The sequence below is a fragment of the Nostoc sp. genome, from assembly GCF_036917395.1.
Lineage (GTDB): Bacteria > Cyanobacteriota > Cyanobacteriia > Cyanobacteriales > Nostocaceae > Nostoc.
On sequence record NZ_JBALDI010000029.1, the window covers coordinates 165,982 to 189,625 of the forward strand.

General features: G+C 41.1%; 23 protein-coding genes and 2 pseudogenes. 12 read left to right on the forward strand and 13 right to left on the reverse strand.

What is annotated here, in order from left to right; translation table 11 throughout:
- Nucleotides 1-15: 15 nt before the first annotated feature.
- Together V7K46_RS11615 and V7K46_RS11620 are read right to left on the reverse strand one after the other, a co-directional pair.
- A complete protein-coding gene (locus V7K46_RS11615) occupies nucleotides 16-1,062 on the reverse strand; it encodes a DUF1611 domain-containing protein (RefSeq protein WP_335113167.1) in 1,047 nt (348 codons plus the stop codon).
- The gene (locus V7K46_RS11620) at nucleotides 1,046-2,098 is read right to left on the reverse strand and encodes a dipeptide epimerase (protein WP_335113169.1); all 1,053 of its coding nucleotides are present in this window, start codon (nucleotides 2,096-2,098) and stop codon (nucleotides 1,046-1,048) included. Before V7K46_RS11620 ends, V7K46_RS11615 begins: the two co-directional genes overlap by 17 nt.
- A 139-nt stretch (nucleotides 2,099-2,237) precedes the next feature.
- On the opposite strand from V7K46_RS11620, the gene V7K46_RS11625 reads away from it, so the two are divergent.
- A complete protein-coding gene (locus V7K46_RS11625; protein ID WP_335113170.1) occupies nucleotides 2,238-2,786 on the forward strand; it encodes an NUDIX hydrolase in 549 nt (182 codons plus the stop codon).
- Between the two features lie 703 nt (nucleotides 2,787-3,489).
- Nucleotides 3,490-3,927, forward strand: a pseudogene (locus V7K46_RS11630) (Clp protease N-terminal domain-containing protein); the annotation flags it as partial.
- A 624-nt stretch (nucleotides 3,928-4,551) separates the two neighbouring features.
- Here V7K46_RS11630 and V7K46_RS11635 read toward each other — a convergent pair.
- Nucleotides 4,552-4,650, reverse strand: a pseudogene (locus V7K46_RS11635) (nucleoside hydrolase); the annotation flags it as partial.
- Nucleotides 4,651-4,665: 15 nt separating this feature from the next.
- Between V7K46_RS11635 and V7K46_RS11640 the strand changes: the two are divergent.
- Nucleotides 4,666-5,097, forward strand: coding sequence for a nucleoside deaminase (locus tag V7K46_RS11640; protein ID WP_273764613.1), 432 nt, complete (start codon nucleotides 4,666-4,668; stop codon nucleotides 5,095-5,097).
- Nucleotides 5,098-5,342: 245 nt separating this feature from the next.
- Here the strand turns inward: V7K46_RS11640 and V7K46_RS11645 are convergent, their stop codons facing one another.
- Both V7K46_RS11645 and V7K46_RS11650 read right to left on the reverse strand, forming a co-directional pair.
- A complete protein-coding gene (locus V7K46_RS11645) occupies nucleotides 5,343-6,461 on the reverse strand; it encodes a metallophosphoesterase family protein (protein ID WP_335113172.1) in 1,119 nt (372 codons plus the stop codon).
- Nucleotides 6,462-6,731: 270 nt separating this feature from the next.
- Nucleotides 6,732-6,917, reverse strand: a complete 186-nt coding sequence (locus tag V7K46_RS11650) for a hypothetical protein (protein WP_335113174.1) — start codon at nucleotides 6,915-6,917, stop codon at nucleotides 6,732-6,734.
- Here V7K46_RS11650 and V7K46_RS11655 point away from each other — a divergent pair.
- Nucleotides 6,916-7,788 carry an S-methyl-5'-thioadenosine phosphorylase gene (locus tag V7K46_RS11655; RefSeq protein ID WP_334967940.1) on the forward strand — a complete coding sequence of 291 codons (873 nt, stop codon included), beginning with the start codon at nucleotides 6,916-6,918 and terminating at the stop codon, nucleotides 7,786-7,788. The genes V7K46_RS11650 and V7K46_RS11655 overlap by 2 nt on opposite strands.
- A gap of 234 nt (nucleotides 7,789-8,022) precedes the next feature.
- Here the strand turns inward: V7K46_RS11655 and V7K46_RS11660 are convergent, their stop codons facing one another.
- The 3 genes from V7K46_RS11660 to V7K46_RS11670 form a co-directional block, all read right to left on the reverse strand.
- Entirely contained in the window at nucleotides 8,023-8,574 is a 552-nt protein-coding gene (locus V7K46_RS11660; protein WP_335113177.1) for a Uma2 family endonuclease, read from the reverse strand.
- A gap of 194 nt (nucleotides 8,575-8,768) precedes the next feature.
- The gene (locus V7K46_RS11665) at nucleotides 8,769-9,098 is read right to left on the reverse strand and encodes a hypothetical protein (RefSeq protein WP_335113179.1); all 330 of its coding nucleotides are present in this window, start codon (nucleotides 9,096-9,098) and stop codon (nucleotides 8,769-8,771) included.
- Nucleotides 9,099-9,431: 333 nt separating this feature from the next.
- The gene (locus V7K46_RS11670) at nucleotides 9,432-9,614 is read right to left on the reverse strand and encodes a CsbD family protein (protein WP_335113181.1); all 183 of its coding nucleotides are present in this window, start codon (nucleotides 9,612-9,614) and stop codon (nucleotides 9,432-9,434) included.
- Nucleotides 9,615-10,110: 496 nt separating this feature from the next.
- On the opposite strand from V7K46_RS11670, the gene V7K46_RS11675 reads away from it, so the two are divergent.
- Together V7K46_RS11675 and V7K46_RS11680 are read left to right on the forward strand one after the other, a co-directional pair.
- Nucleotides 10,111-10,998 carry a TIGR02587 family membrane protein gene (locus tag V7K46_RS11675; protein WP_335113183.1) on the forward strand — a complete coding sequence of 296 codons (888 nt, stop codon included), beginning with the start codon at nucleotides 10,111-10,113 and terminating at the stop codon, nucleotides 10,996-10,998.
- Nucleotides 10,995-11,390: a TIGR02588 family protein gene (locus V7K46_RS11680; protein WP_335113185.1), complete on the forward strand. Its 396-nt coding sequence runs from the start codon at nucleotides 10,995-10,997 to the stop codon at nucleotides 11,388-11,390. Before V7K46_RS11675 ends, V7K46_RS11680 begins: the two co-directional genes overlap by 4 nt.
- Nucleotides 11,391-11,520: 130 nt before the next feature.
- Here V7K46_RS11680 and V7K46_RS11685 read toward each other — a convergent pair whose 3' ends face one another.
- The 3 genes from V7K46_RS11685 to V7K46_RS11695 all read right to left on the reverse strand — a co-directional run bounded on the left by V7K46_RS11685 (nucleotide 11,521) and on the right by V7K46_RS11695 (nucleotide 13,734).
- A complete protein-coding gene (locus V7K46_RS11685) occupies nucleotides 11,521-12,288 on the reverse strand; it encodes a ChaB family protein (RefSeq protein ID WP_335113187.1) in 768 nt (255 codons plus the stop codon).
- A gap of 151 nt (nucleotides 12,289-12,439) precedes the next feature.
- Complete coding sequence (locus V7K46_RS11690; RefSeq protein WP_273764622.1) at nucleotides 12,440-12,979, reverse strand: Dps family protein; 540 nt, start codon at nucleotides 12,977-12,979, stop codon at nucleotides 12,440-12,442.
- Between the two features lie 398 nt (nucleotides 12,980-13,377).
- On the reverse strand, nucleotides 13,378-13,734 hold the full coding sequence (locus V7K46_RS11695; RefSeq protein WP_335113189.1) for a hypothetical protein: 357 nt from the start codon (nucleotides 13,732-13,734) through the stop codon (nucleotides 13,378-13,380).
- Between the two features lie 881 nt (nucleotides 13,735-14,615).
- Here V7K46_RS11695 and V7K46_RS11700 point away from each other — a divergent pair.
- A complete protein-coding gene (locus V7K46_RS11700) occupies nucleotides 14,616-14,780 on the forward strand; it encodes a hypothetical protein (protein WP_335113446.1) in 165 nt (54 codons plus the stop codon).
- Between the two features lie 13 nt (nucleotides 14,781-14,793).
- Nucleotides 14,794-15,303: a GNAT family N-acetyltransferase gene (locus V7K46_RS11705; RefSeq protein ID WP_335113191.1), complete on the forward strand. Its 510-nt coding sequence runs from the start codon at nucleotides 14,794-14,796 to the stop codon at nucleotides 15,301-15,303.
- A 298-nt stretch (nucleotides 15,304-15,601) separates the two neighbouring features.
- On the opposite strand, the gene V7K46_RS11710 is transcribed toward V7K46_RS11705, so the two are convergent.
- Nucleotides 15,602-16,711, reverse strand: a complete 1,110-nt coding sequence (locus tag V7K46_RS11710; RefSeq protein ID WP_335113193.1) for a glutamate--cysteine ligase — start codon at nucleotides 16,709-16,711, stop codon at nucleotides 15,602-15,604.
- A gap of 559 nt (nucleotides 16,712-17,270) precedes the next feature.
- Here V7K46_RS11710 and V7K46_RS11715 point away from each other — a divergent pair.
- Nucleotides 17,271-17,948, forward strand: a complete 678-nt coding sequence (locus V7K46_RS11715) for a Mo-dependent nitrogenase C-terminal domain-containing protein (RefSeq protein ID WP_335113195.1) — start codon at nucleotides 17,271-17,273, stop codon at nucleotides 17,946-17,948.
- Between the two features lie 73 nt (nucleotides 17,949-18,021).
- Entirely contained in the window at nucleotides 18,022-19,050 is a 1,029-nt protein-coding gene (obgE, locus tag V7K46_RS11720; RefSeq protein ID WP_335113197.1) for a GTPase ObgE, read from the forward strand.
- 135 nt (nucleotides 19,051-19,185) lie between these two features.
- On the opposite strand, the gene V7K46_RS11725 is transcribed toward obgE, so the two are convergent.
- On the reverse strand, nucleotides 19,186-21,768 hold the full coding sequence (locus V7K46_RS11725) for a PAS domain S-box protein (protein ID WP_335113199.1): 2,583 nt from the start codon (nucleotides 21,766-21,768) through the stop codon (nucleotides 19,186-19,188).
- A gap of 444 nt (nucleotides 21,769-22,212) precedes the next feature.
- On the opposite strand from V7K46_RS11725, the gene V7K46_RS11730 reads away from it, so the two are divergent.
- Together V7K46_RS11730 and V7K46_RS11735 are read left to right on the forward strand one after the other, a co-directional pair.
- Entirely contained in the window at nucleotides 22,213-22,818 is a 606-nt protein-coding gene (locus V7K46_RS11730) for a vWA domain-containing protein (RefSeq protein WP_273764635.1), read from the forward strand.
- Between the two features lie 212 nt (nucleotides 22,819-23,030).
- On the forward strand, nucleotides 23,031-23,636 hold the full coding sequence (locus tag V7K46_RS11735; protein WP_335113201.1) for a vWA domain-containing protein: 606 nt from the start codon (nucleotides 23,031-23,033) through the stop codon (nucleotides 23,634-23,636).
- The last annotated feature ends 8 nt before the right edge of the window (nucleotides 23,637-23,644 follow it).

The following is a 23,644-nucleotide window of genomic DNA, read 5'->3' on the forward strand; positions in this document are numbered from 1 at the left end:
AAGTAAAATCTACATCTAATTCTTCATTACTGCATCCAAAAGCACATTGGCATCAAAACGGACTACATCGGTGCAGGGTAGGCCAGTTTCTGCTATTGTTTGAGCGATCGCTTCCTGTGCCGCAGACTCATCTAGATGGGCTGTATTAAGCGCTATACCCACTACAGGAACACTTCCAAAAGCACCACCGGCACTAGCGACAGTTTCATAAAGCTGAATTACCTCTGGTAAAGGTGGAATTACTACATGGGGATGATTACGTACATGAACTTGTCCCGCCCGATGTACTAACACCAGTTGAGTTGGTTGCGAACCACGAATCAGGGGTAGAGTTGCTGTTGAACCAGGGTGTAGCAGTGAACCTTGTCCTTCAATGTGCAGGATGTCGTGGTTTTTGCCATAGCGCATGACTATCTGTTCCACAGCACCAGCGGCAAAGTCTACCCGCACGGCATCTAAAGCCACGCCGTCCCCTTCTAACATCACCCCAGTTTGACCGGTGGCGAGGAATTTAGAATTCCAGCCCCGTTGTTTTGATGCCCAATGTAACTCTAGGCTAGTTGACATTTTACCGATCGCCATGTCGGTTCCCACTGTCAATACCCTCTGACACGGAAGGGTGCGGGCCATTCCACTAGCAACATTTATATTAGGCGGCTCTTTGCGGACATCCCAAATTAGTTGCCCAGGTTTAAGTAGTGCATTTAATTCTGGGATGCTTGCCATTGGTGTATGTAAACCATTCACCAGCGACATTCCAGCTTGTAGAGCGTCTTTGATTTCTATCCAGTAATCATCTGGTACAGCGCCACCTCCTGGAGCAATGCCTATTACCAAGACTTCTGGCTTGTACTCTAGGGCTGCGGCTACTGATGCCACAATTGGTACATCACGCTTGATACCTGTTAATTCTGATAGAGATTTGCCAGCACATTCGCGATCAATTACGGCTACGATTGGGGCTTCACTGTAACGTAAAATTGCTAGCCCTGTTTTGCCGTGATACCCGCTAATTCCCTCATGCAGCAAGATAGCTACTCGTTGATTAAGTGGTAATCGCACTGTGTTGTACCCCCAAACCTGGTAAATCGTTTGGCAAAATTCGCCCTTCTTTTAGCAATGCACCCGTAAAGGGATCATCGATTAAGTTGAGATGACTGTCTAAATCTAGATAATCAGCTAGTGGCGCTAGCTGTACTGCTGCTGTATTAGCTAGCGAACTGTCAGAGTAGCAACCAAACATTACTTGCAACCCATAAGCTCGCGCTGTATGTACCATTCGCATTGCCTCGGTTAGTCCTGCTGATTTCATCAGTTTGATATTAATGCCATCCACGTAGTTTGCCAAATCAGGAATATCGGAGTTTGTGAAGCAACTTTCATCGACAAAGATGGGCATGGGAGAGTGTTGTTTGAGTTTTGCTAAACTTTTTTCCTGTCCGCGTAGCAATGGCTGTTCTACATACTTTATACCTAAATTAGCTAGCCAATTGCACATAGCGATCGCATCTTCTAAACTCCAACCCCCGTTGGCATCAACGAATAATTCTGGTAATGGTGCTTCTTCTCGCACTGCTAATAGCATTTTTTTATCTGCATCTATGCCATCTGGACTACCTAGCTTCACCTTGAAAAGGCGGACATCAGTAAATTGTAACCAGTCTCGCGCTCTAGCCTTTGCACCTTCAGGCGAATTAATCCCAATTGTGACTGAAGTCGGTACTATTTGATTGCGATCAAGTCCCCAAATTTGCCACAAAGGTAATCCGACGCGCTTACCTAACCAGTCGTGCATTGCCATATCCAAGGCAGCTCTTGCAGCAGAAGGAACCTGGTTTTGTGTTAAAACTTGCTCAATTTGCTGCCGCTGTAAGGGACTGAATGCTTGCAACAGAGGCACAATTTGCTCTAAAGCGTCTTTGATTGTATCAGTTGATTGCCGATGATTACCCACACCGAATGGCGATGCTTCCCCCCAGCCTTCGATCCCATCATGTGAGATCCTCACCCATACATTCGTTGTCTGTGCCGTTGTACCTCGACTAATGGTCAACGGAAACCTTTTGTTTACTGTAAATAAATTTACATTTATTTGCATACTTATTCCATATCTTATGTTATAGCAAAAGCCAGTGTAAGTTCAAAGTTTAGATTATCGGATGCATCTGTTATACTTTTTTACATTCATTGCTTGATTCCTCAACTTTTTATACATAATTTTATTTGTTAGTTAATTTATGACCAACTTAAAAAAATGGAAGACTTTAAAATCAAAAATGGTTTTAGATAATTACTGGTGTCAGGTAAGGCAAGATGAAATAGAATTGCCCAATGGGAAAATTATCGATGATTATTTTGTCAGTATTAAACCAGACGTTGCGATGGTTTTACCTATTACTAGTAGCAAAGAGATAATTTTTGTCCGGCAATACAGACATGCAATCAGTGAATTTTTCTTAGAACTGCCAGCAGGGAATTTCGACCCCACAAAAGAGAGTGCAGAAGTAGCAGCAATTAGAGAACTGACAGAAGAGACTGGTTATGTTCCCCAAGAATTTATAAAAATAGGAACTCTATACGATAAGCCGAGTAAAGATACCAATCAAATACATTTATTTTTAGCAGAAAATGTGAGTAAAGTTGGAGAGCAAAACTTAGATATTACAGAAGAAATTGAAGTCGTATTCATTCCTATTGAATCAGCTTTAGAAAAAATTATTCAAGGAGAAATTTCTGTTGCAGGAACTGTTGCGGCTCTTCTCTTAGGTTTAAATTTTCTCACTTAATTAATAATCAGTGTAGCTTTCTTCTGTTTTTTAATAAAAATGCAATATGTGAATTGCATCCTGAAGCTGTCAGAGCAAATTTATCGGGCATTTTGCATAGCGCTTTTTTATGTCTCTGGCAAAATAAAAAAGATACTGACCTTAAATCTTGTTCAAAGCCTTGTTTTATGAACAAAAAAAATCTTTGCTCGTAACCAAGCATGGAAAAACAAGGCTGACAATATTTTCTAACGAGAGTAATAAAACAGCGATAGAATAATCTTCAGATAGTTTCCGTTAGCATTATGATACATTTGATATCCAGAATTTTTCTGAATATCAGCAAGGGATATAGGAATTCCGATTTTATTTTTGAAAAAGATTACGAGATAATACGGAGAGGTATATCTGTCTAACAACGAACAATGAGAAACCAGCATCTACAAGCTGCGATCCCTTGTGTTGCGCTGAGTTTTAAGTCCTTCTGACACGCACTCGCATTCGCATAATCGCCAAGCAACCGGATTCTGAAGTCAGGGCGATCGCAATTCATAAGAGAGTACTTTTATGCGATCGCAGACATTTAGAATACACAAACTATAAGTTGAAATAGCTCAAATGACAAAAAAAGACTTACGTTTACCCGTTTGAAATTTCCAGAATTTTCATGATCATTCCTAGATTAATGGTTTTACTGATTTTTGTTGAATTAGCGGAGTAAATTATGTTTGAACGGTTTACAGAAAAAAGCATTAAGGTGATAATGCTAGCTCAAGAAGAATCACGTCGCCTTGGTCATAATATTATAGGAACAGAACAACTGTTACTCGGATTAATTGGTGAAGGAACTGGTATTGCTTCTCGGATCTTAATATCAATGGGTGTTAATCTCAAATCTACTCGGATAGAAGTTGAAAAAATTATTGGCAGAGGTTCAGGGTTTGTTGCTGTAGAAATCCCTTTTACCCCCCGTGCCAAAAAAGTTTTAGAGTTTACTTTGGAAGAATCGCGCCAACAAGGACATAATTACATCGGTACAGAACATCTACTGTTAGGTTTAATTCGAGAAAGAGAAAGTAAATGCGTAGCTGTCAGAGTTTTGTTGGTGTTAAATGTTGATTTGGCAGAGCTTCGTAATCGAATTCTCCAACAAATAGATGAGAGGACATCTGAGCCAATTGAAGGTGCTGTCCTCACATCGAATGAGCTAATTGAAGATGCCGTTATCACATCGAATGAGCTAATTGAAGGTGTAGTTACCACATCAAAAAGAGTTGAGCAAAACTTTGAGCCAATTAAAGTTGATGACGCAGGAATGGAAGTAACTGTCGTTATCACATCGAAAAGAGTTGAGCAAAACTTAGATAGACTTACCGCTATTTTGGCAGAGGCTAAAGTATTAATTCAAGCGATTGAAAAGAAGTTGATTAAAGGCAGAATATCTGCCTCAAGTGAAGATATTGACAATGTAATTAATCAGTTACTAAGCTCCAATCAAGATAATCAACCAGGAATCAAAGAATTATTGATTGAACTCAAAGCTTTAATTGATGCTGATTTATCATTAACAAGTGATGATAAAAATGAAGCATTAGAGCAAGTACTAGTTTTAGCAGCAGCTGGGCAACAGCCTACAAAAGAAAGAATGCAAAAATTCGCCAAGACAGCACTCAAAATTTTGAAAGTAACAGTTGCTGAATTAGATAGTAGAAATAATTTAGTTGAGGCTTGCAACCGAATATTACCAACCATAGCTCATTTTTTTGCTTGAGATAAATATCGTTCAGCCAAGAAGTTCTATATTATTCATCGTCAACAGTAGCATAGTTGCTAGATAATCATTTACACCGCCATCGCGATCCATTAATACAAGTTGTTTTGACATAAAAGGAGAATTAATATGGATAAGTTTATGGAAGCTGCAATTCAAGAAGCAAAACAAGGCAGACAAGAAGGTGGAATTCCCATTGGTTCGGTTCTCGTCAAGGATGGCAAAATTCTCGGCAGAGGACATAATAAACGCGTGCAAGACGCCGATCCTGTCACTCACGCTGAAATCGATTGTCTCCGTAATGCTGGGAGAGTTGGCAGCTACAGAGGTACTACACTTTATTCAACTTTAATGCCGTGTTATCTGTGCGCTGGGGCAGTGGTACAATTTGGCATTAAAAAAGTCATCGCTGGAGAATCCAGCACTTTTCCTGGTGCCAAAGAATTTATGGTATCTCACGGTGTGGAAGTAATTGATCTTAATCTTGACGAATGCGAACAAATGATGAGTGAGTTTATTCAAACTAACCCGGAACTTTGGAATGAAGATATCGGTAATTAGAGACGCGATTAATCGCGTCTGTACAGGAGTTAGAAGAGACGCGATTAATCACGTCTGAACATGAGTTAAGAGTAGCCCTGCCAAGGTGACTTTTGATCGGAGAATTATGGCAGGAGCGATCGCTATCTCAAAAGGAACACACAAGAATAGGATAAATACTGGGTGCAATCTTTGAATGAATTGTCAAACAAAGTCCAGTCAGCGTGATGACACGGGGGCTGATGGAAAGAGGCTACTCATCACCTCTAACCCAGCAAAAGTGTGCTGTTATTATCAATCAGGGGAATTCCACTAGTAGCTATACCTGGGTTCGGCTGTGATGCACTATAGGTCTGAATATAACGCCGTACTTCTTGCGGAAAATCAGGGTAATCTAATACTGCATCCCCATCAGCAATAGTAGACCAGAAGTCTCGCAAACTAGGAGCTAATTCTTTTGCCTGTGATAATGGTAAGTTTAATGGAGAGTGAGTTAGTAGTTTGACTAGGAAGGGGAAAGAGCGATCGCCCATCCACTGCCGCGATGACTGTTGCAAGTTGGGGAACTCAGGCACTGACTCTACCCGATGGGATAAAATTTGCAACGATTCTTTACCTTGGTGATCTCGATGAAACTCTAGCACCCGGTAAGGGTGAGGATAGCTAACTAAAGAGCCAGTGGTAATATCATATACTCCATCTGAGTAAGCAATATCCTGAACGTGCAAATGCCCGGTAAATACTAGCTTGACTCCGTAGCGCCTGAGTAACTGCAACAGTTCTATTGAATTCGCTAACATATAGCGATTTGCTAGTGGGTGGCTCGATTGATTGGGCAAATGCTCGACCACATTATGATGCACCATCACCAGAACTAATTCATCACCAGACGCCGCTAGCACCTCTTCTAACCACCGTAGCTGTTTGGTATCCAAACACCCCACCTGCTCCCCCTGGTCATTAAAGGAGTTAGAATTGAGTCCAATCAACTTAACTCCAGGCAGCAACTGACGAATGTAATAAATCTGCTGTGGATCGTCATAGCCAAACTTCGTATAATAATAGGGAAAATCAGCAAAAGCGATTGATTGCTGATCAGCCAACAGCACAGGAACGTCATGATTACCAGGAACAACATAGACGGGAAAAGGTAGTTGGGCTAACCGTTGTTGCAACCAAGCGTGGTTCTCTGGTTCGCCGTGTTGGGTTAAATCTCCTGGCAACAAGAGAAAATCTAAATCGAGTTGTGTTAAATGTTCTAGTACACTTTCAAACGCCGAGATACTGACTTCTACTAGATGAAATCTGCTGGGATGATCCCAGATTGTGTGGGGAAGTGCCAGGTGTAAGTCGCTGACTACTGCAAAGCGAAAATTGAGAGCCATTGATTTATGAAAATGTTAAAAACACGGGTTAAAATAAGCCTTTTCCCAAAAGTATAACCCTTACTTTCTCTCCCTGCTTAGGAGTGCGTCTACTTAATATTTGTATACATTAAGCATCGATTACACCCTATGGTGATAATTAACTTAAAAACTAATCATAACCATTAATCTTCAAAAATTATCATAAATTTGATTGCTAAAACCTGGAAGTCAAGCGCTCAGTGATTCAGGTTCTCTACTTGATATTTGTAGAACGCGCTTCAACCAATTTTATGTTTGTTGAGCAGCAGATAGCTTTTCTGTAGCATCCGACCAGATTGTATCCCACTTAAACAGCCAGCGCGTCAAAACCCGAACTAAGTCAATTAACTCTGCGGCTCGGTCAATGTCGTCTCTACTACTCCCATTTTCGATAAAATAACTTAGCAGATCACCAAGGAACAGGTTCAGAATCATGCCTCACGCTAGTATTGGGATTATTGGTGGTAGCGGTCTGTATAAAATGGATGCGCTCAAAGATTTAGAAGAGGTGCGAGTCGAGACTCCTTTTGGTTCACCATCTGATGCTTTGATTTTGGGGACTTTGGATGGTACACGAGTAGCTTTTTTGGCGCGTCATGGTCGCAATCACACGCTTTTACCGTCTGAGTTACCGTTTCGTGCTAATATATATGCGATGAAGCAATTGGGCGTGGAGTATTTAATCTCAGCTAGTGCTGTAGGTTCCTTGAAGGAAGAGGCGAAACCACTGGATATGGTGGTGCCAGATCAGTTTATTGACAGAACGAAAAATCGGATTTCAACGTTTTTCGGTGAGGGAATTGTTGCTCACATTGCCTTTGGCGATCCGATATGTAAAAACTTGGCTGTTGTGTTGGCAGATGCGATCGCATCTCTGAATTTACCACAAGTTACTCTGCATCGCGGCGGTACTTATGTGTGCATGGAAGGGCCAGCTTTTTCCACTAAGGCAGAATCGAATCTTTACCGCAGTTGGGGTGCAACAATCATTGGGATGACGAATTTACCAGAGGCGAAGTTGGCAAGGGAAGCCGAAATTGCCTATGCAACCTTAGCGCTGGTGACAGATTACGATTGTTGGTATCCAGATCACGATAGTGTGACAGTGGAGATAGTGCTTGGCAATTTGCTGCGGAATGCTGTGAATGCTCAAAAGGTGATTCAAGAAACCGTGCGGCGCTTGAGTGAAAATCCACCGCCGAGTGAGGCGCATTCGGCGTTGCAGTATGCGATTTTGACTCAGTTGGATAAAGTACCAGCGGCGACGAAGGAAAAGTTAGGGTTATTGTTGCAGAAGTATTTGTAATATTGGTGATGATGGCGCACCATCCAATATTACAGGCGATGTCTAAGGGCGGGGTGTGACGCTCGTGACGCTCGTTGCGCGGCATCGTCTCCCTTTGTGGAGATGACTCAAAGCGTCTCTAAGAGTTGCCATGCTGTTGGCGAACGCGAACAGCGTCTCCCCTTCTGCCAAAGCTATCACATTACCCGGATCTTTCTTAACATTGCTGTATTTTAATTTTTGATTTTAATTAGTTTAACTATTAATAATCTGTTCCACTGCAACAGAAATATCTGGAAATGCTAGCGGTTGAATTGTTCCCGCAGTGAATGTTAGTTTTGTTGCATACTCTCCATATAAGATTTCTCGAAACACCACTAGGTGTAGCTTTTTGAGATTAACAACCCAATACTCTAAAATACCTGCTTCTGCGTATATTTTGCTTTTTATGTCTAAATCTTTTTCTAAACTGGAGTTAGCATACTCAATCAACCAGAAAATATTTTCTGGATAGGGATGATGCTCTCGATACTCGCGTCCTAAACGTTGGACAATGGCAATATCTGGTTCTGGTTCCGAGTCGTTGGGTAAGGTGATAGGCTTGGCATGACGAATTTTGGCGCGTTCAGTCAATAACTTTGCTAGATATTCACCAGATTCATCACTACAATAAGCATGGGGTTCTCCTTCGGGCGACATTTCGACAATTTCTCCCTTAAGTAGTTCAACTTTGCGATCGCTCAAAATGCCAGCATCAATCATCCGGTGATATTCGTCAATCGTCCACTTAGCAACAATAACAGTCATGACGATTGATTCCTCCCAATAATTCTTGATATTTTTCTATCTTAAACGTACTTCAAAGGAAGCCACGCCGCTAGCGCTTCTATGCCCGTGTAGCCCAGAACCCAAGAAAGTGCAATCTAATTGACAGAAAGAATATTAATTTTTATTAAAAGCTAAATTGTTGCAATCATGGCGATGCTTGCCGCGGGCTACGCCTACGCATTTGTTACTTCGGCGAACTCATTTGTTATTTCGGCGAACCCATTTGTTACTTCGGCGAACTCATTTGTTATTTCGGCGAACCCATTTGTTATTTCGGCGAACCCATTTGTTATTTCGGCGAACTCATTTGTTATTTCGGCGAACCCATTTGTTACTTCGGCGAACCCATTTGTTATTTCGGCGAACCCATTTGTTATTTCGGCGAACTCATTTGTTGTTTCGGCGAACTCATTTGTTATTTCGGCGAACTCATTTGTTATTTCGGCGAACTCATTTGTTGTTTCGGCGAACTCATTTGTTGTTTCGACGTGTCCATAACGCACCCTACGAAAGAAACTACTAGAATTGAAACCTATGCTAGGTCATACTTGTGTGTACACCGTTGCCTAAAAGGAGAGAGGTCAAAGTGTATTGCATACATAGACGCGTAGCGGCTACTCTGCGAGAACGCTAAGAGCGAATCCGCAGGGTATGAGCGATCGCCATAGTTGAATTACCAGCAAAATCATGGTTAGAGGCAATTTGTCAATAATCCACTTTTTCAGATTTTACGCAAACAAAAAAACTCCACTTCCTAAAAGTTAGTGGAGTAATTAATTTTAGACTATCAGTAATGAATCATCGCTAATATTGCTATTTGCAATGTTCAAACTAAATTAGTCTATAGCTTTCTTAAGTTCGTCTTTAATGTTTTCTACAGTGTGAGTAGCTTCGGCTTCAGCTTGCTTTGCTTGTCCTTCAGCTTTATCTTGTGGATTACCGGTTATTTCACCTACAACCTCTTGGATTTTTCCTTCAATATTTTTTGCAGTAGCTTCTACTCTTTTTTCGGTACTCATGGTTCTTATTTCCAGCTTGTAGTTGATTAAGCTATTACATAAACTAACAATAGCAAATTATTTTTTACTTCCATCAATCGATAGAATAGTTAGAGAGATTATATTATCTTAAGACAGATACGGAGTATCAGAGGAGCACGCAACGTAAAAAATATGAATATATTAGGACTTAAGCACAAGTTACGGAATAACGAACCGCAGAGGCACAGAGAAGCCAGTGCGTTGGGCGGGTTTCCCGACTTGTTCGCGCAGCGTCTCCCTTAGGAGAAGCAACTGGCGCGGCACGGAGAAATCAGAGTTTGAGAGATATTTTGCGTAAGTCCTATATATTATAAATAAGATATATATGATGAAAACTTGCGGTGTCCAGATCCCCGACTTCGTAAAAGTTGTCGGGGATCTAAATTTTCACGAATTATTTAGGACTGCTATATGCATCTTCATAGAGAATTAGTATAAGTTAAAACATAATTTTCAATAAAAGGAAAGTAAAGGAGTGGCAACAAAACGTCAGAAAAATGTCTGGATGAGTGCAATTAATGACATCATTCGGGGTGCTTGTGGAGGTTTTTTATTTGGCATACCTTTACTGTACACAATGGAGGTTTGGTGGATTGGATCACTGGTAAAACCACAACTGATGATGATGGCGATCGCATTGATGTTTATTGTGGTTTACTTGCTCAATCAGACAGAAGGCTTTCGCAAACGCAGATATGGCTGGTTAGATCATCAAGCCGCAATGGATACTGTAGAAGCGATCGCGATCGGACTAGCTTGCTCTGCCTTTGTGCTGCTACTATTGCGAGAATTAACACTAGAAACTTCCCTAAAGGAATCTTTAGGGAAAATCATCTTTGAAAGTGTGCCCTTTGCTCTCGGTGTAGCATTAGCTAACCAGCTTTTGGGAGATATCAGAAATGGCAATCCAGAAGGACAAGCAACCGATCAGGTAAACAGCAAAATTAATAACAAAGAAGATGAGTTACAGGCCACCTTTGCTGATGTGGGTGGAACCCTGATTGGTGCAACTATAATTGCATTCAACATTGCTCCAACAGATGAAATTCCTATGCTAGCAGCCGCAGCCTCGCCACCTTGGCAGTTGGCAATGATCGCCACATCTTTGCTGATTTCTTATGGCATTGTATTTCAGGCAGGCTTTTCTAACCAGCAAAAGCGTAAACAGCAAAAGGGAATTTTCCAACGACCATCGAGCGAAACCATCATGTCTTACCTAGTGTCACTGCTAGCAGGCGCTTTCATGCTGTGGTTCTTTCAAAAGTTAACTTTTAACGACCCTTGGACAATGTGGTTAGATCACACATTAATGCTGGGATTACCTGCAACTATTGGCGGTGCAGCCGGAAGGTTAGCAATATGACTAAAACAGAACAACAACCACGCTCTATTGCAGAGTGGGTAACATTCAGCGTTGCTTCACTTATCCTAGCAGTCATTGTGAGCCTAGTTGGCTATACTTGGCTGAACGAAAAGAATCAACCTCCCATCCTTTCTGTTACTAAAAAAGAAACAATTCGGGAAATTGGTGGCCAGTTTTATGTTCCTTTTGAAGTTGTGAACACCGGAGGAGATACAGCTGAGTCAGTTCAGATTATGGCTGAGTTACTGATTAACGGCAAAGTTACAGAAACAGGAGAGCAACAGATCGACTTTTTATCTAATGGTGAAAGGGAAGAAGGTGCATTTGTATTCAGCCAGAACCCGCGCCAAGGTCAGTTAAACCTGCGTGTTGCTAGCTATAAATTGCCCTAGTGAAAATTTAAAACCGCAAATAAACGCGGACTAACACAATTGATTGTAGGGTGGGCATCTCCCTGCCCTTAATTAAAGACTGGCAAGATAGCCACCCGATAAAATTGGATAATTTATTTCTTAGAAATCCTTAAGCTTTAACCTTAGCTTTTGACCAAACACCATTTTCATCTTCATCATATTGCTGATGAACAGACTCCCAAGCAGCTTGTTCAGCTGTGAACTCGTCATTTTTCTCATTGAACACAGTGTTATAACGCTCAATGAATGTACTTTGAGCTTCAGCAGAAAGATGAGCGCGAACCTCAGGAGACAAATCTTCTGGGCTGTTGCATTGTCCAGGACAAGGGCGAGCAAAGGTTTTTTCAATTGTGTGAATTTCTTCAGCACCAGCACTTTCAAGCAGCAATTGAAATTCGCCAGCGCGATCGCTCCTAACTTCTGCCATCACTAAGAAGTCGCCAGCTTGTAAGCGGGTTTGGTAGATAGCCGCTTTATCTTCTGGCATCCCTAAAGTAGTTAAAACCGATACTAAACCAGCCCCGGCACTACCTGCGATCGCTCCACTGGCAGCCCCCAACAGCACTGCACTAATAGGCCCTGCTGCCACGATTGGGCCGACAAAGGGAATAAATAATACGCCCACACCCGTGAGTAAGCTCAGAAAGGAACCAAACAAGGAACCAAAAACTGCCCCTGTTCTCAAACCTCCCAGAATCACATCCTTTTTTGTAATAAAGCCAGCAATTCTAGTTTCTGACTGGAAGTTTCTGCCCATGACCGAAATATGATCTCTAGGCACACCCCTGTCTAGTAAACGTCGAATCACATCATCAATTTGCTTCTGTTCTTTAAATACAGCAGAGATAGTACGTTCTGCTTTATATACTTCTGGCACTTAAATAGTCCTTATATTATGTTGTTTTTGCAATAAATATAGTGAAGAGGTAGATGCAGCCAGATTAATCCTTTGATACCAATTAAGGGAGGAATCAATCCTCCCTTAACTGGTTTCACAGACAGCCATCCTCAAGTGATGACGTTATGAGCTACACACCAACAGGAGTCTTAGCCCCTGCTGCTGGCTGTCTACCATCTGCGTCTAGTGCTTCCCCTTCAATAAAGGAACGCAGCATCCAAGCTATTTCCTCATGCTGTTCTAACAGTCCAGTTAAAAAGTCAGCAGTTCCTTGATCGTGGAACTTTTCACCAGACTGATCCAAATGATCCCTTAAATTCCGAATAACCTGCTCGTGATCATCCACTAGATTAGCTACCATCCCTGTTGCTGTAGGAACACTACCAGCATGTTCCTTGAGGGTAGCAATCTTGAGAAATCCCTCCAATGAGCCAACTGGGAAACCGCCCAAAGCACGAACCCGCTCTGCCAAGGCATCAATATTTAGAGTTAGCTTTTGGTAGTGTTCTTCCCAAAGCTGGTGCAAAGAGCGGAATTGAGGACCGACCACATCCCAGTGGTACTTTTTGGTTTTCACCAATAGTAGATAGGCATCTGCCAAATCTTGATTCAACAGATTAATTACACCTTGACGCTGTTCTTCTGTCAAACCAATGTTTATCGCACGCATTGTTTTCCATCCCTAAGCAAACTTATTTATTAATCTACCAAATTTCCGAGATAATCCACATCAACCAAAGGAAATATTAGGATTTGAAATTAATTATCACATCCATAATTATACTTATGTCTAAATAGGTAGTATGAAGCCAATATTTAGTAGTTGGCTAACTTTATTGATTTTTGCAGCTACAATCAGAAAAATATTAATTAAATATAATATAAATCAAGACATCTATAATCAAAACTATCTAAACGTCCTTTACCCAAAAATGCTCAGGCTGAACATAAGTTTTCTACTTAATTTAAGTCACCAGCTTTATATAACTATTTAGTAATGGGTCACTGTTTTTATGCAATCACCCATTACTACCAAAAAATTACCAAAAAAAGAAAGTATTAAATCTGTTACTTACCTGTAATCTTATCCAAGAAATTCTTTACATTGTTTTCCGTTGAGGTTGCACTCTGGGAATTTTCCGGACGCTTTTGCTTGTCAATATCAGCATCTCCCTGAACCTCATTTAGTCCTTTGTTGGACTCTTTTTGAACCTTTTCTAATCCAGCTGGTGGTGCTTGAGCGGCTTCGTCAGTTTTGCGCTGAATGTCAAGCAATTGTGTAGTAGCTTCGGTCGGGTCACTTTGGTAGCTATCGATCGCAAAAGCAGGAAAAGCACTAGATAACAATAGTAAGGCGCAAGTAAAAGCCACAACGAGAAAACGCACTGGACTTAAGAGAGATAAAACAGAAGCAATAATCTTCATTTGAAATCCTCGATAACAGCTTTAAAAACGCAGAACTTTTACTGAAAGAGCGGCAGCTCATTACCTTATTTGGCAAATTTGAGCAATAATAAAACTAGCAAGCTACGCTTCAATCTTGAAGTTCTTTAAAAACGAACCTGACGAAGAAACTGTCTTTGTATTTATGCATCGAATTAGTAAGGGATAATAAACAAATACCACCTTAATTCTTTAGCAAAATCATTACATTTTATATTGACATTCTTCTTGTGAAGGCTCCCTGTTTTTACTTTTACTTTGAAAGCGCTAACCCCTGCATCAATCTCTAGAATGAAATTTCCTATATCTTTAGTTACAATAGAATCAGTCTCTAGGTATATCGACTTAATCTAGTTTTGGCAGGTGAATTGCTCTACTATTTATGTTCAGTCAGCTTCACTTTATGCAATCAGTAGAAAAGGGAGCATCCCAAATGTGCAAAAACCTTGATAGCCCTCATCTCCTAACCCCGAATCCCAAATATGGAAGAGGGACTGGGGGTGAGGGAAAAGAGTTAATCATAATTGGGATGCTCCCTTATAAAAGAACATCCCAATTTTGCCAGAACATGTTTGTGATTGCGAATGACAGTGTAGTTGTCGCGTAGCGTTTTGTAGTATCTAGCGATTGCTTTACTACACTACGTTGCGATCGCAATCACAATTCCTTGAGTTTGATATAAATTACACATTTGGGATGCTCCCCAGTAGAAAGACTTTTGCAGGATCTTGCGTTTACTGCTTATTCATGTGAATATTTTAACAGATTAAATCCGGTAAATCGCTAAATTTACCGGATTTTTTGCAAAAAACCGATAAAAAGTACTTATTTTACACAAATTTACACAGCGAATTTAGGGATTTATGGCAACCCGTGTGTTAGTCAAAGAAGGACGTGCTATTGGTGCGGTGGGATTTGATGTCAGAAACGGAGATTATATTATCATTCAAGCTAAAGCAGTCATCCTGTGTACAGGTGCTTGTGCTATACCAGTGTCAAACAATCATTCACTTTTCATAAAAAATTGATTTAGTGAAAAATATGCAGTTAATTGATACATTTACTACTCACCGCCTGTTTGCTGAACGTCTGCGATTTAAACATTTGAATGAACTTCATCGGATGCATCAAGATCCGCAAGTTATGGCAACTTTAGGCGGTGTTCGTTCTGATGAAGAAACACGGCTTTTTATTCTAAATAACTTTAATCATTGGCAGCGTTATGGATTCGGATTATGGGTATTTCGAGACAAAATTAATAATCAGTTTGTTGGTCGTGCTGGACTTCGGAATACTGATGTAGAAGGTAACAATGAAGTAGAATTAGCTTACGCTCTAATAGCTAACTTCTGGGCGAAGGGGTTAGCGACAGAAATGGGTGAGGAAATATTGAAAATTGGTTTTGAACTCCTGAAGTTGCCAGAGATAGTTTGCTTTACTCTCACGACTAACAAAGCGTCACAAAGAGTTATGGAAAAGTTGGGGTTTCAATACGAGCGTGAGATTATCCACGCAAGTTTACCCCATTTGTTTTACCGCTTAACAGTTTAAGTGCAAAAGAGTTGATTAAACCATTTTCTACTAATACTCGATGTACAGCTGCCAAATGCACGGGCTAAACATACGCCTGCTGTTCGTAAGGTGGTAAGATGATTAAAGTTCCCGACAATGGATACTGATAGACTTGTTGAGAGCCAGCTGTTGGCACTTTTACAAAACCTATTTTTAAAAGCAATTCCTTTAGGTCAAGAAACTGAATATTTTTAACTATTATGACGAATCACTGCCTTTAGTTGCTTTAAAATATCATTCCGGTATTTGGCAAATCTCTGGCTATTCAGGAAAATTATCAACCAATTTCAGCATGATAAGTCTGCTTTATTACCTCTTTTATTGAACTTAGGTGATGGAACATTTCTATTAATTCATGGGATCTTGTTTTTCGCTTCGCTAGCAGCACTTTTAACGGCCTTAAATAATGAACATCTGGATCATCTCCCAAGGCGACTTCGGCTGCTTGTAAGATTTTTGTCGCATTTTGAAAAATATCCTCGTTGTCAAACGCTTCTTTTGCAGAAAGTTGATGTAACGCTGCATCGGGTACAGTTGCTCTACCCAGCAAAGTTTTATCTAACACCAAACCTTTCAATAATGTCAGCAAAGCTGCATAGATTAAAAAATCATCACAACTATCACAAGCCTTAAATTCGATGCGTCCCACTTCAGCTGGAATGCGGGCGATTTTTGTCAATGAAGGTATGCTATTAATCAGTTGTTCCTGTTTTTCAATAAAAACCAGAGCTGCTGGTCTTTTTCCGGTTCGGATAAACGTTCGTACCGATAACCCATCCCATAAAACTCCCTTATAAAAAGGGGAACTATAGCTAAAAGGGACGATATAAGGACTGTAATAAGTTAACTTTTTGCCAATATCAATCACACCTTCAGTAGACAAATCTGCCACTGAAATATTTAAATCTGGACCGTATGTCACCATGTGAATATTAGCAGTTTGTTCGTCAGGATAAGCCTCTAGCTGTTTTATTTCATAATCGTTTAATGGGGGTTGAGGCTCAAAAACCAGATTGTAGGGATTAAAACTGACTAAAACAGGTGAGAAACCAAAGTTAGCAGCACCTTCACGTAGCAATTCAAAACTTTCTGATAATTCAGTAATAGCGCCTTGAATATCAGAATGTATAGTTGTTCTAATTTCGATACCTTTAGCATGACAGTCTATCACCTTGTCGGAATCTGCAAATCTTTCAAATCCCTCAATGTACCATCTCTTTATCTTAATACCAGCATCGCCGATGCGTAGTTGAGGATAGTCGCTGGGGTATGTAGGTAGCCTTTCAATAATTTGATTGAAATCAGCAAATTTTGTCTGGGAAAAATCAGCAAACTTTCCTTCTGGGTTTAGGAAAGCGACTTCATGCTCAATGCCAAATAAAAACATTATAAATTTACCCTAATTACAATGATTTTGACTCCCTCAAATTGGGTTTCCATAGTTAAAACTGCGAGGGCTGCTAAAACGTTTTACCCAACAGGATTTTAAATCCAAAATCTAAAATTTGCTCAACTTAATCTAATCAGTGCCAATTGATATTAAAGAAAAGAGTATATGCGACTATTTAGCAATAGTGACTTTACTCCTATCAGCATTAAATGCTGCTTAAAACTAGGGATTATATATGGTGCAATGGGGTCTGTTTCATTGTTATTAAAGGAGCATTAGTCACAATTCTTGTATAATATCGATAATCACTTTTATTTTATTCATAAATTTAATTATAAAAATTCTCAAGATTACTCTCAGACGAATTTTACCTTAAGATTGATTGTTGCGATTTGGAAATTTTTCTGGTTTACGCCTTTATACACAAGGCGTTTGCCCTTGGCATTGGTGGTGCGATCGCACTTTCTTGATTTTTCTCTGTTGTCCCTACCATCCTCATAGTCAGTGGGTAGTGGTAGCTTAGTAGTGACTGAGGAAAGCTACCAGACATGAGTTTATGACAAGTACCGTTCAATCCCCCTACACCAGCGAACAGATTGCCGCTTGGTTGCGTGGACTGCTCACCATTGCTTGGGCAGATGGTAATTTTGATCCTCAAGAACAAGAATTAATTGCCAGCATCACCAAAGATGAATTAGCTCTTGGGATTAAATGGGACTCACTAGAGATAATTACGCCAGAGGAATTAGCCTCAGTGTTGGGTAAAGGTACACCAGCAGCGGAAAATTTCTTAAGGACAGCGATAATGGTAGCGATCGCAGATGGTACTTATTCTCCCAGCGAAGATCAGGTTTTGCAACAGTTCTGCCAATCCTTAGAACAGCCAGAGAATTTACTCGAAGCCCTTCGCCACACCCTAGAACAGCCACTGCAAATTACCCCCATTATCCCCAGCCCTAGACTTACAAAGCGTCAAATTAATGCACTACACCCCCTGCGCGACTGGCTCGATCGGCTAGATATCCAAGACTCAAGAGTAGCCCGCTTTTTGTGTAAAATGATTCCCTCTCAGTGTCCCTTTGAGCGGGATGTCATCCTATTTGGACGTAAGATTGTCCACATCCCACCGATGTGTAAAATTAACCCGTTATATGAGCAACTGGTGGGCTTACGTTTCCGCGCCCTCTCCTATCTGGCAGATAAATGTGGTGAAGATGTTTCACCATATATTTAGTTAGAGTAAGAAGTGAGAAGTTATAATTTTAACTCCTAATTGCTAACTCCTCACTTCTCACTATTATTTAAGTATGCAATTTATCGACCAAGCAAAAATTGAAGTTGAAGCTGGTAAGGGCGGCGATGGTATAGTCGCTTTCCGGCGTGAGAAGTACGTGCCGACTGGTGGCCCCTCTGGTGGTAATGGGGGACGAGGCGGTTCGGTATTTTTCGTTGCCGATGAAAACCTGCAAACCTTGCTAGACTTCAGATACAACCATCGCTTTCAGGCAGAAAAAGGGACTCGTGGTGGCCCAAATAACTGCACTGGAGCAGCAGGAAAGGATTTGATCATCGAAGTTCCTTGTGGTACAACCATTTATGATGCTGAAACTAGCGAATTGCTGGGGGATTTAACTGAGCCTAAGCAGACTTTGCGGATTGCCCAAGGTGGTAAAGGCGGCTTGGGAAATCAGCATTTCTTGAGTAACCGTAACCGCGCCCCAGAATACGCCCTCCCAGGATTACCAGGGGAAATAAAGCAACTGCGTCTGGAGTTAAAACTTTTGGCTGAAGTCGGGATTATTGGGTTACCAAATGCTGGTAAATCCACTTTAATTTCATCTTTATCAGCTGCACGTCCAAAAATCGCAGACTACCCCTTCACTACCCTCATCCCAAATTTGGGTGTAGTGCGAAAACCTACTGGCGATGGTACTGTTTTCGCTGACATTCCCGGACTAATTGAGGGAGCAGCTCAAGGAGCAGGGCTGGGACATGATTTCTTGCGCCATATTGAGCGCACGCGGGTGTTACTTCACTTAATTGATGCTACTAGTGATGATATGGTTCGAGATTATAACACAATTAAGCAAGAATTACAAGCCTATGGACGGGGTTTAGCAGAACGCCCACAAATTTTGGCACTTAACAAAATTGATGCAGTTGATCGGGAAACTGTCGATTTGGAGGCCTTAGCTACCCAACTTAATCATCTCTCCTACGCCCCAGTTTTTGTGATTTCAGCAGTTACTCGCACCGGGTTAGAGCCGATGTTACAGGAAATCTGGGGAATTCTTGACCAAATGAAGGTTCCTGAAGAAGTAGAGGTATTTAGATGACTACTAATTCGTAATTCATAATCACGAGGAGAGAGTAATTCGTAATTACTACTTTCAGAAGGGAAGTGGTGTTAGCAGCGGAAATACTTTGTTTTTTACTCACGGTGATGGTAGGAAAGCTCTTAAAATTATGAATTATGTTGACGTATTCTGAATCAGGGGAATCTTAATCACAAAGTCAGCGCCTTGTCCTGGCTGCGAAATACATTTTAAGGAACCGCCATGTCTTTCTGTAATGATCTGGTAACTAATGGCAAGTCCCATCCCCATGCCTTTACCAACGGTCTTGGTAGTAAAGAAGGGGTCGAATAGTTGTTTCTTAACATCTTCTGGTATTCCCAATCCATTGTCGGTAATCCTAATTGTTACCTGATTTGGCTCCAGCAGTTGGGTGCAAATGCGAATTGTCGGAATTAGGGATTGGGAATTAGGCATTGGGCATTGGTTATTTCCCCCTGCTTCCCTGCTCCCCACTCTCTCTTCTAAAGCATCGATCGCATTTGTCAAAATATTCATGAATACTTGGTTTAGCTGCCCAGCGTAACATTGAACCCGCGGTAGTTTGCTGTATTCTTTGATTATTTCAATTGTCGGACGTTGGTCATTAGTCTTGAGGCGGCTTTGCAAAATCATCAGAGTACTGTCGATTCCCTCATGGATATCAACGGCTTTCATTTCGGCTTCATCTAAGCGTGAAAAAGTTCGTAAGGAAAGCACAATCTCCCGAATGCGGTCTGCCCCAACTTTCATCGAGCTGATTATTTGTGGCAAATCTGATTTCAAAAAGTCCAGTTCGATTAGTTGTGTAAAATCCTCAATTTCTGGCACAGGTTGGGGATAATGACTTTGGTAGAGTTGCAAAAGTGAAAGTAAATCTTGGGTGTATTCCTTGGCTGGGTTGAGGTTGCCATAGATAAAATTGACCGGGTTGTTGATTTCGTGTGCCACTCCTGCGACTAGTTGACCTAAGCTGGACATCTTTTCACTTTGAATTAAGTGAGTCTGGGTGTGTTGAAGTTGGCGAAATGCTTTCTTGAGGTCTTGAGCTTGTTGTCGTAGTTGCGCTTCCGACTTTAGCAGAGCTTCCTTGGCTTGTCTACGTTCTGTGATGTCCCTAATAACAGCTACCCGACAGAAAGGCTCTCCTGTTTCAGGATGTTTAACCAGAAACAGGCTGCAATCAGTGGGAATTTCTATACCCGTTTGAAAATGCCTATAGCGAAACTCCCCTTGCCAGAAACCATGTTGAAATATCAAAGGAGTAATTTTTTGCTGAAACTCTGCAAAAGCTTCTGGTGAATAACAATCAACCAATGACTTGGTTTTGGCTGCTTCCAGGCTACTAAGTCCTACCATCTTCAGTCCGGCAGGGTTCACATAGAGAATTTGCCCTTCCATTGAAGCAATGCCAATAAAGTCGCTGCTGTTTTCAATCAACGCTACAAATTTTTGCTGTTCCTCTTCAGCTCGTTTGCGTTCTGTGATGTCTAACACCATTGAGGCAACGCCAATCACCTGGCCATCAGGAGCCACTAACGGGTTATTATACCACTCCCCGACTATCGTCCTGCCATCTTTAGTGACGTTATCGTTAACACTAAAACTCCCTCCTCGTTGTGTTAACAGGGCGGTGAGAATCTCATTTACGTGTTTTTTGGCGTTTTCAGGTACTATGATCTCAAAATGATTCCCTAGCATTTCCTCTGCGGTGTATCCAAAGATTCTTTCTGCTGCCCGATTCCATGTCTCAACCTGAAAGTTAGTATTCCATTCAATAATCGCTAAAGGTGTTTGTTCAATCAGCAATGCTAGTCTTTGCTGTGAAGCCCTAAGTTCTGCCTCTGCTTGCTTATATTCGGTAATGTCGCGAAAATACCAAATCCTACCGTAATAGTCTTCTGAAGGTAATATCTCACCACAAGCTCCTTGCTGTTTACGCACGGGTGCAGAATAGCGGTCAAAAATCTTTCCAAACTTTAGGAAAATTTCATCACGGCTGCTTTCCTGTGGATGCTGGTAAAGATACTCCACCTTAGCCATAAATTCGTCTGGATTGATTAGTTGGTCTAGTACCCATCCCAGGAGTTGGCGATCGTCGCCTGTCTCAAGCAGTGCCGCCGGAATTTGCCATAACTTGGAGAATTTCTGATTGAATGATGCAACTGTACGATTTTCATCAATAATCAGAATTCCGTCGATAGAAGCTTCTTGTTGAGCTTGGAGTATAGCATTAGTGCGGTGTAGGTCTGATGCTTGCTGGCGATCGCGCAGTGTGCCAGTCACACCCAAAACTTTTTCTGCTTCATTCTGTAAAATGATGTCTCGAATACTACCCACCAGAAATTTATTACCAGTCTCATCTTCAAAGCAAGACTTTTTTGTAGAGATGAGATGGGTTATACCCTGAGCATCAGTAAAAAGATCCTGGTTCTCATTAGTAATATTTGTAGTGAAAACCAGTTCATCTTGTTGCCGGAACACATCAGCTTCTGCTTGAGGAAAAAAATCATAGTCTGACTTGCCAATTAATTCTTCTCGGCTATGACCTACAAAATGACAGTAGGTATCGTTAAGTAATACCCAGCGATGTTGACGGTCTTTGACAAAAATTGGGTCAGATATACCATTGATCATCTGATGCAGAAATGTCGGCGAAAAGTTTTGCTGCTGCGTGTTTTGTTTTTGTGCGGGGTTATCTAAAAATCTAGGATGGTTCATACCAGAATTTATCTCTAAAATTAAGCAATAAAGAAACCTCTCTCTAGTTTGATTACCTAAAATCCCCCCTCTCTGCGTCGGAGAGGGAAAGACTTGAATGAAGATTCAAGGCAGGGAGAGGTTTGTCGAATTCAGGTTTATTTAGCTCCGTGTGTCAAGATGAGTAGTATTTATTATTCCCACACTAAATATGGATGCAACAAGCAAAGCAATGTCTAACTTTTGGTGTTTTCAGGAGATTGAGGGCTGAGGACTAGGAAGATTTTATTCTTTGCACGAACAAAGACACGCTAGCGATGCCTGCGGCGGGCTACGCCAACGCATTCATCATCTGTGGCGTGGTTTTTTTAAGTAGCAGAATTAATACAAAAGCTTAAAAGCCTTGCTTACTAGTAAAAAAACGGAGTTAAACTAGAATTACAGGGTAACAATCATCGGAATATTATGATGAGCGATCGCGACTATACATTAATCATTGACAAAAGCGGTAGTATGTCTACACCTGACCAAGTGGGTGGTAGAAGTAGATGGGAGATAGCCCAAGAGTCTACTCTGGCTTTGGCAAGAAAGGCCGAACAGTTTGACCCCGATGGGATCACTGTTTACTTGTTTTCCGGCAGATTTAAACGCTACGATGATGTCACTTCAGCCAAAGTCGCACAGATATTTCTCGAAAATGACCCTTCTGGGACGACAAACTTAGCAGGTGTACTTCAGGATGCTTTAAATAATTACTTTCAACGCAAAGCTGCCGGTAAAAGTAAGCCAAACGGAGAGACAATTTTAGTCATTACCGATGGTGAACCAGACGATCGCAAAGCTGTGTTTGAAGTCATCATTCATGCTACTCGCCAGATGGAACGTGATGAAGAATTAGGAATTTCGATCATTCAAGTAGGTTCAGATGCCCAAGCAACTAAGTTCCTCAAAGCTTTGGATGACCAATTGCAAAGTGTTGGCGCTAAATTTGATATTTGCGATACCGTCACTTTAGACGATTTAGAAGAAATGAGCCTTGTAGATGTATTGACGAACGCAATCACTGACTAATGTGTTGCTCACCCATAGTCCAGTAAGCAATTTTAGATTTTAAATTTTAAATTTTGGATTGAAGGATTCAAAATTTAAACCTGGTTTAAGAGCAACTAATTTTAACTAGGGAAAAATCCTAAATTCCAAATTCCTTTCCCAATACCCTACCTTTAGGTTAACGATTAATCTCAAATCCAAAATCGATTGACTCTTAATTGGAGAATTGAATAATGCTAGAAAATCGTGATTATACCTTGATTATTGACAAAAGCGGCAGCATGGCAACCCAAGATCAAAAGGGTGGTAGAAGTAGATGGGTTGCAGCCCAGGAATCTACTTTAGCTTTAGCTAGTAAGTGTGAGCAATTTGACCCAGATGGCATCACTATCTATGTATTTTCTGGTAAATTTAAGCGATACGAAAATGTGACATCCAACATAGTAGCGCAAATTTTTGGAGAAAATGATCCCTCTGGTACAACTGACTTGGCAGGTGTGTTGAAACACGCAACTGATGATTACCTTCAACGCAAAGCAGCCGGTCAAACAAAGCCAAATGGTGAAACAATTTTAGTGGTTACTGATGGTGAACCTGACGATCGCAAAGCAGTCATGAGGGTGATTATTGAAGCTTCTCGCCGTATCGATCGAGATGAAGAATTAGCCATTTCATTCATTCAAGTCGGCACAGATCAGCAGGCTACCCGCTTTCTTAAAGTCTTAGACGATGAACTCCAAAGTGCTGGTGCTAAGTTTGATATCTGTGACACAATTACTATGGAAGATATGGAAGATTTGAGTCTATCGGAAGTGCTGCTCAATGCCATTAATGACTAGCTATACTA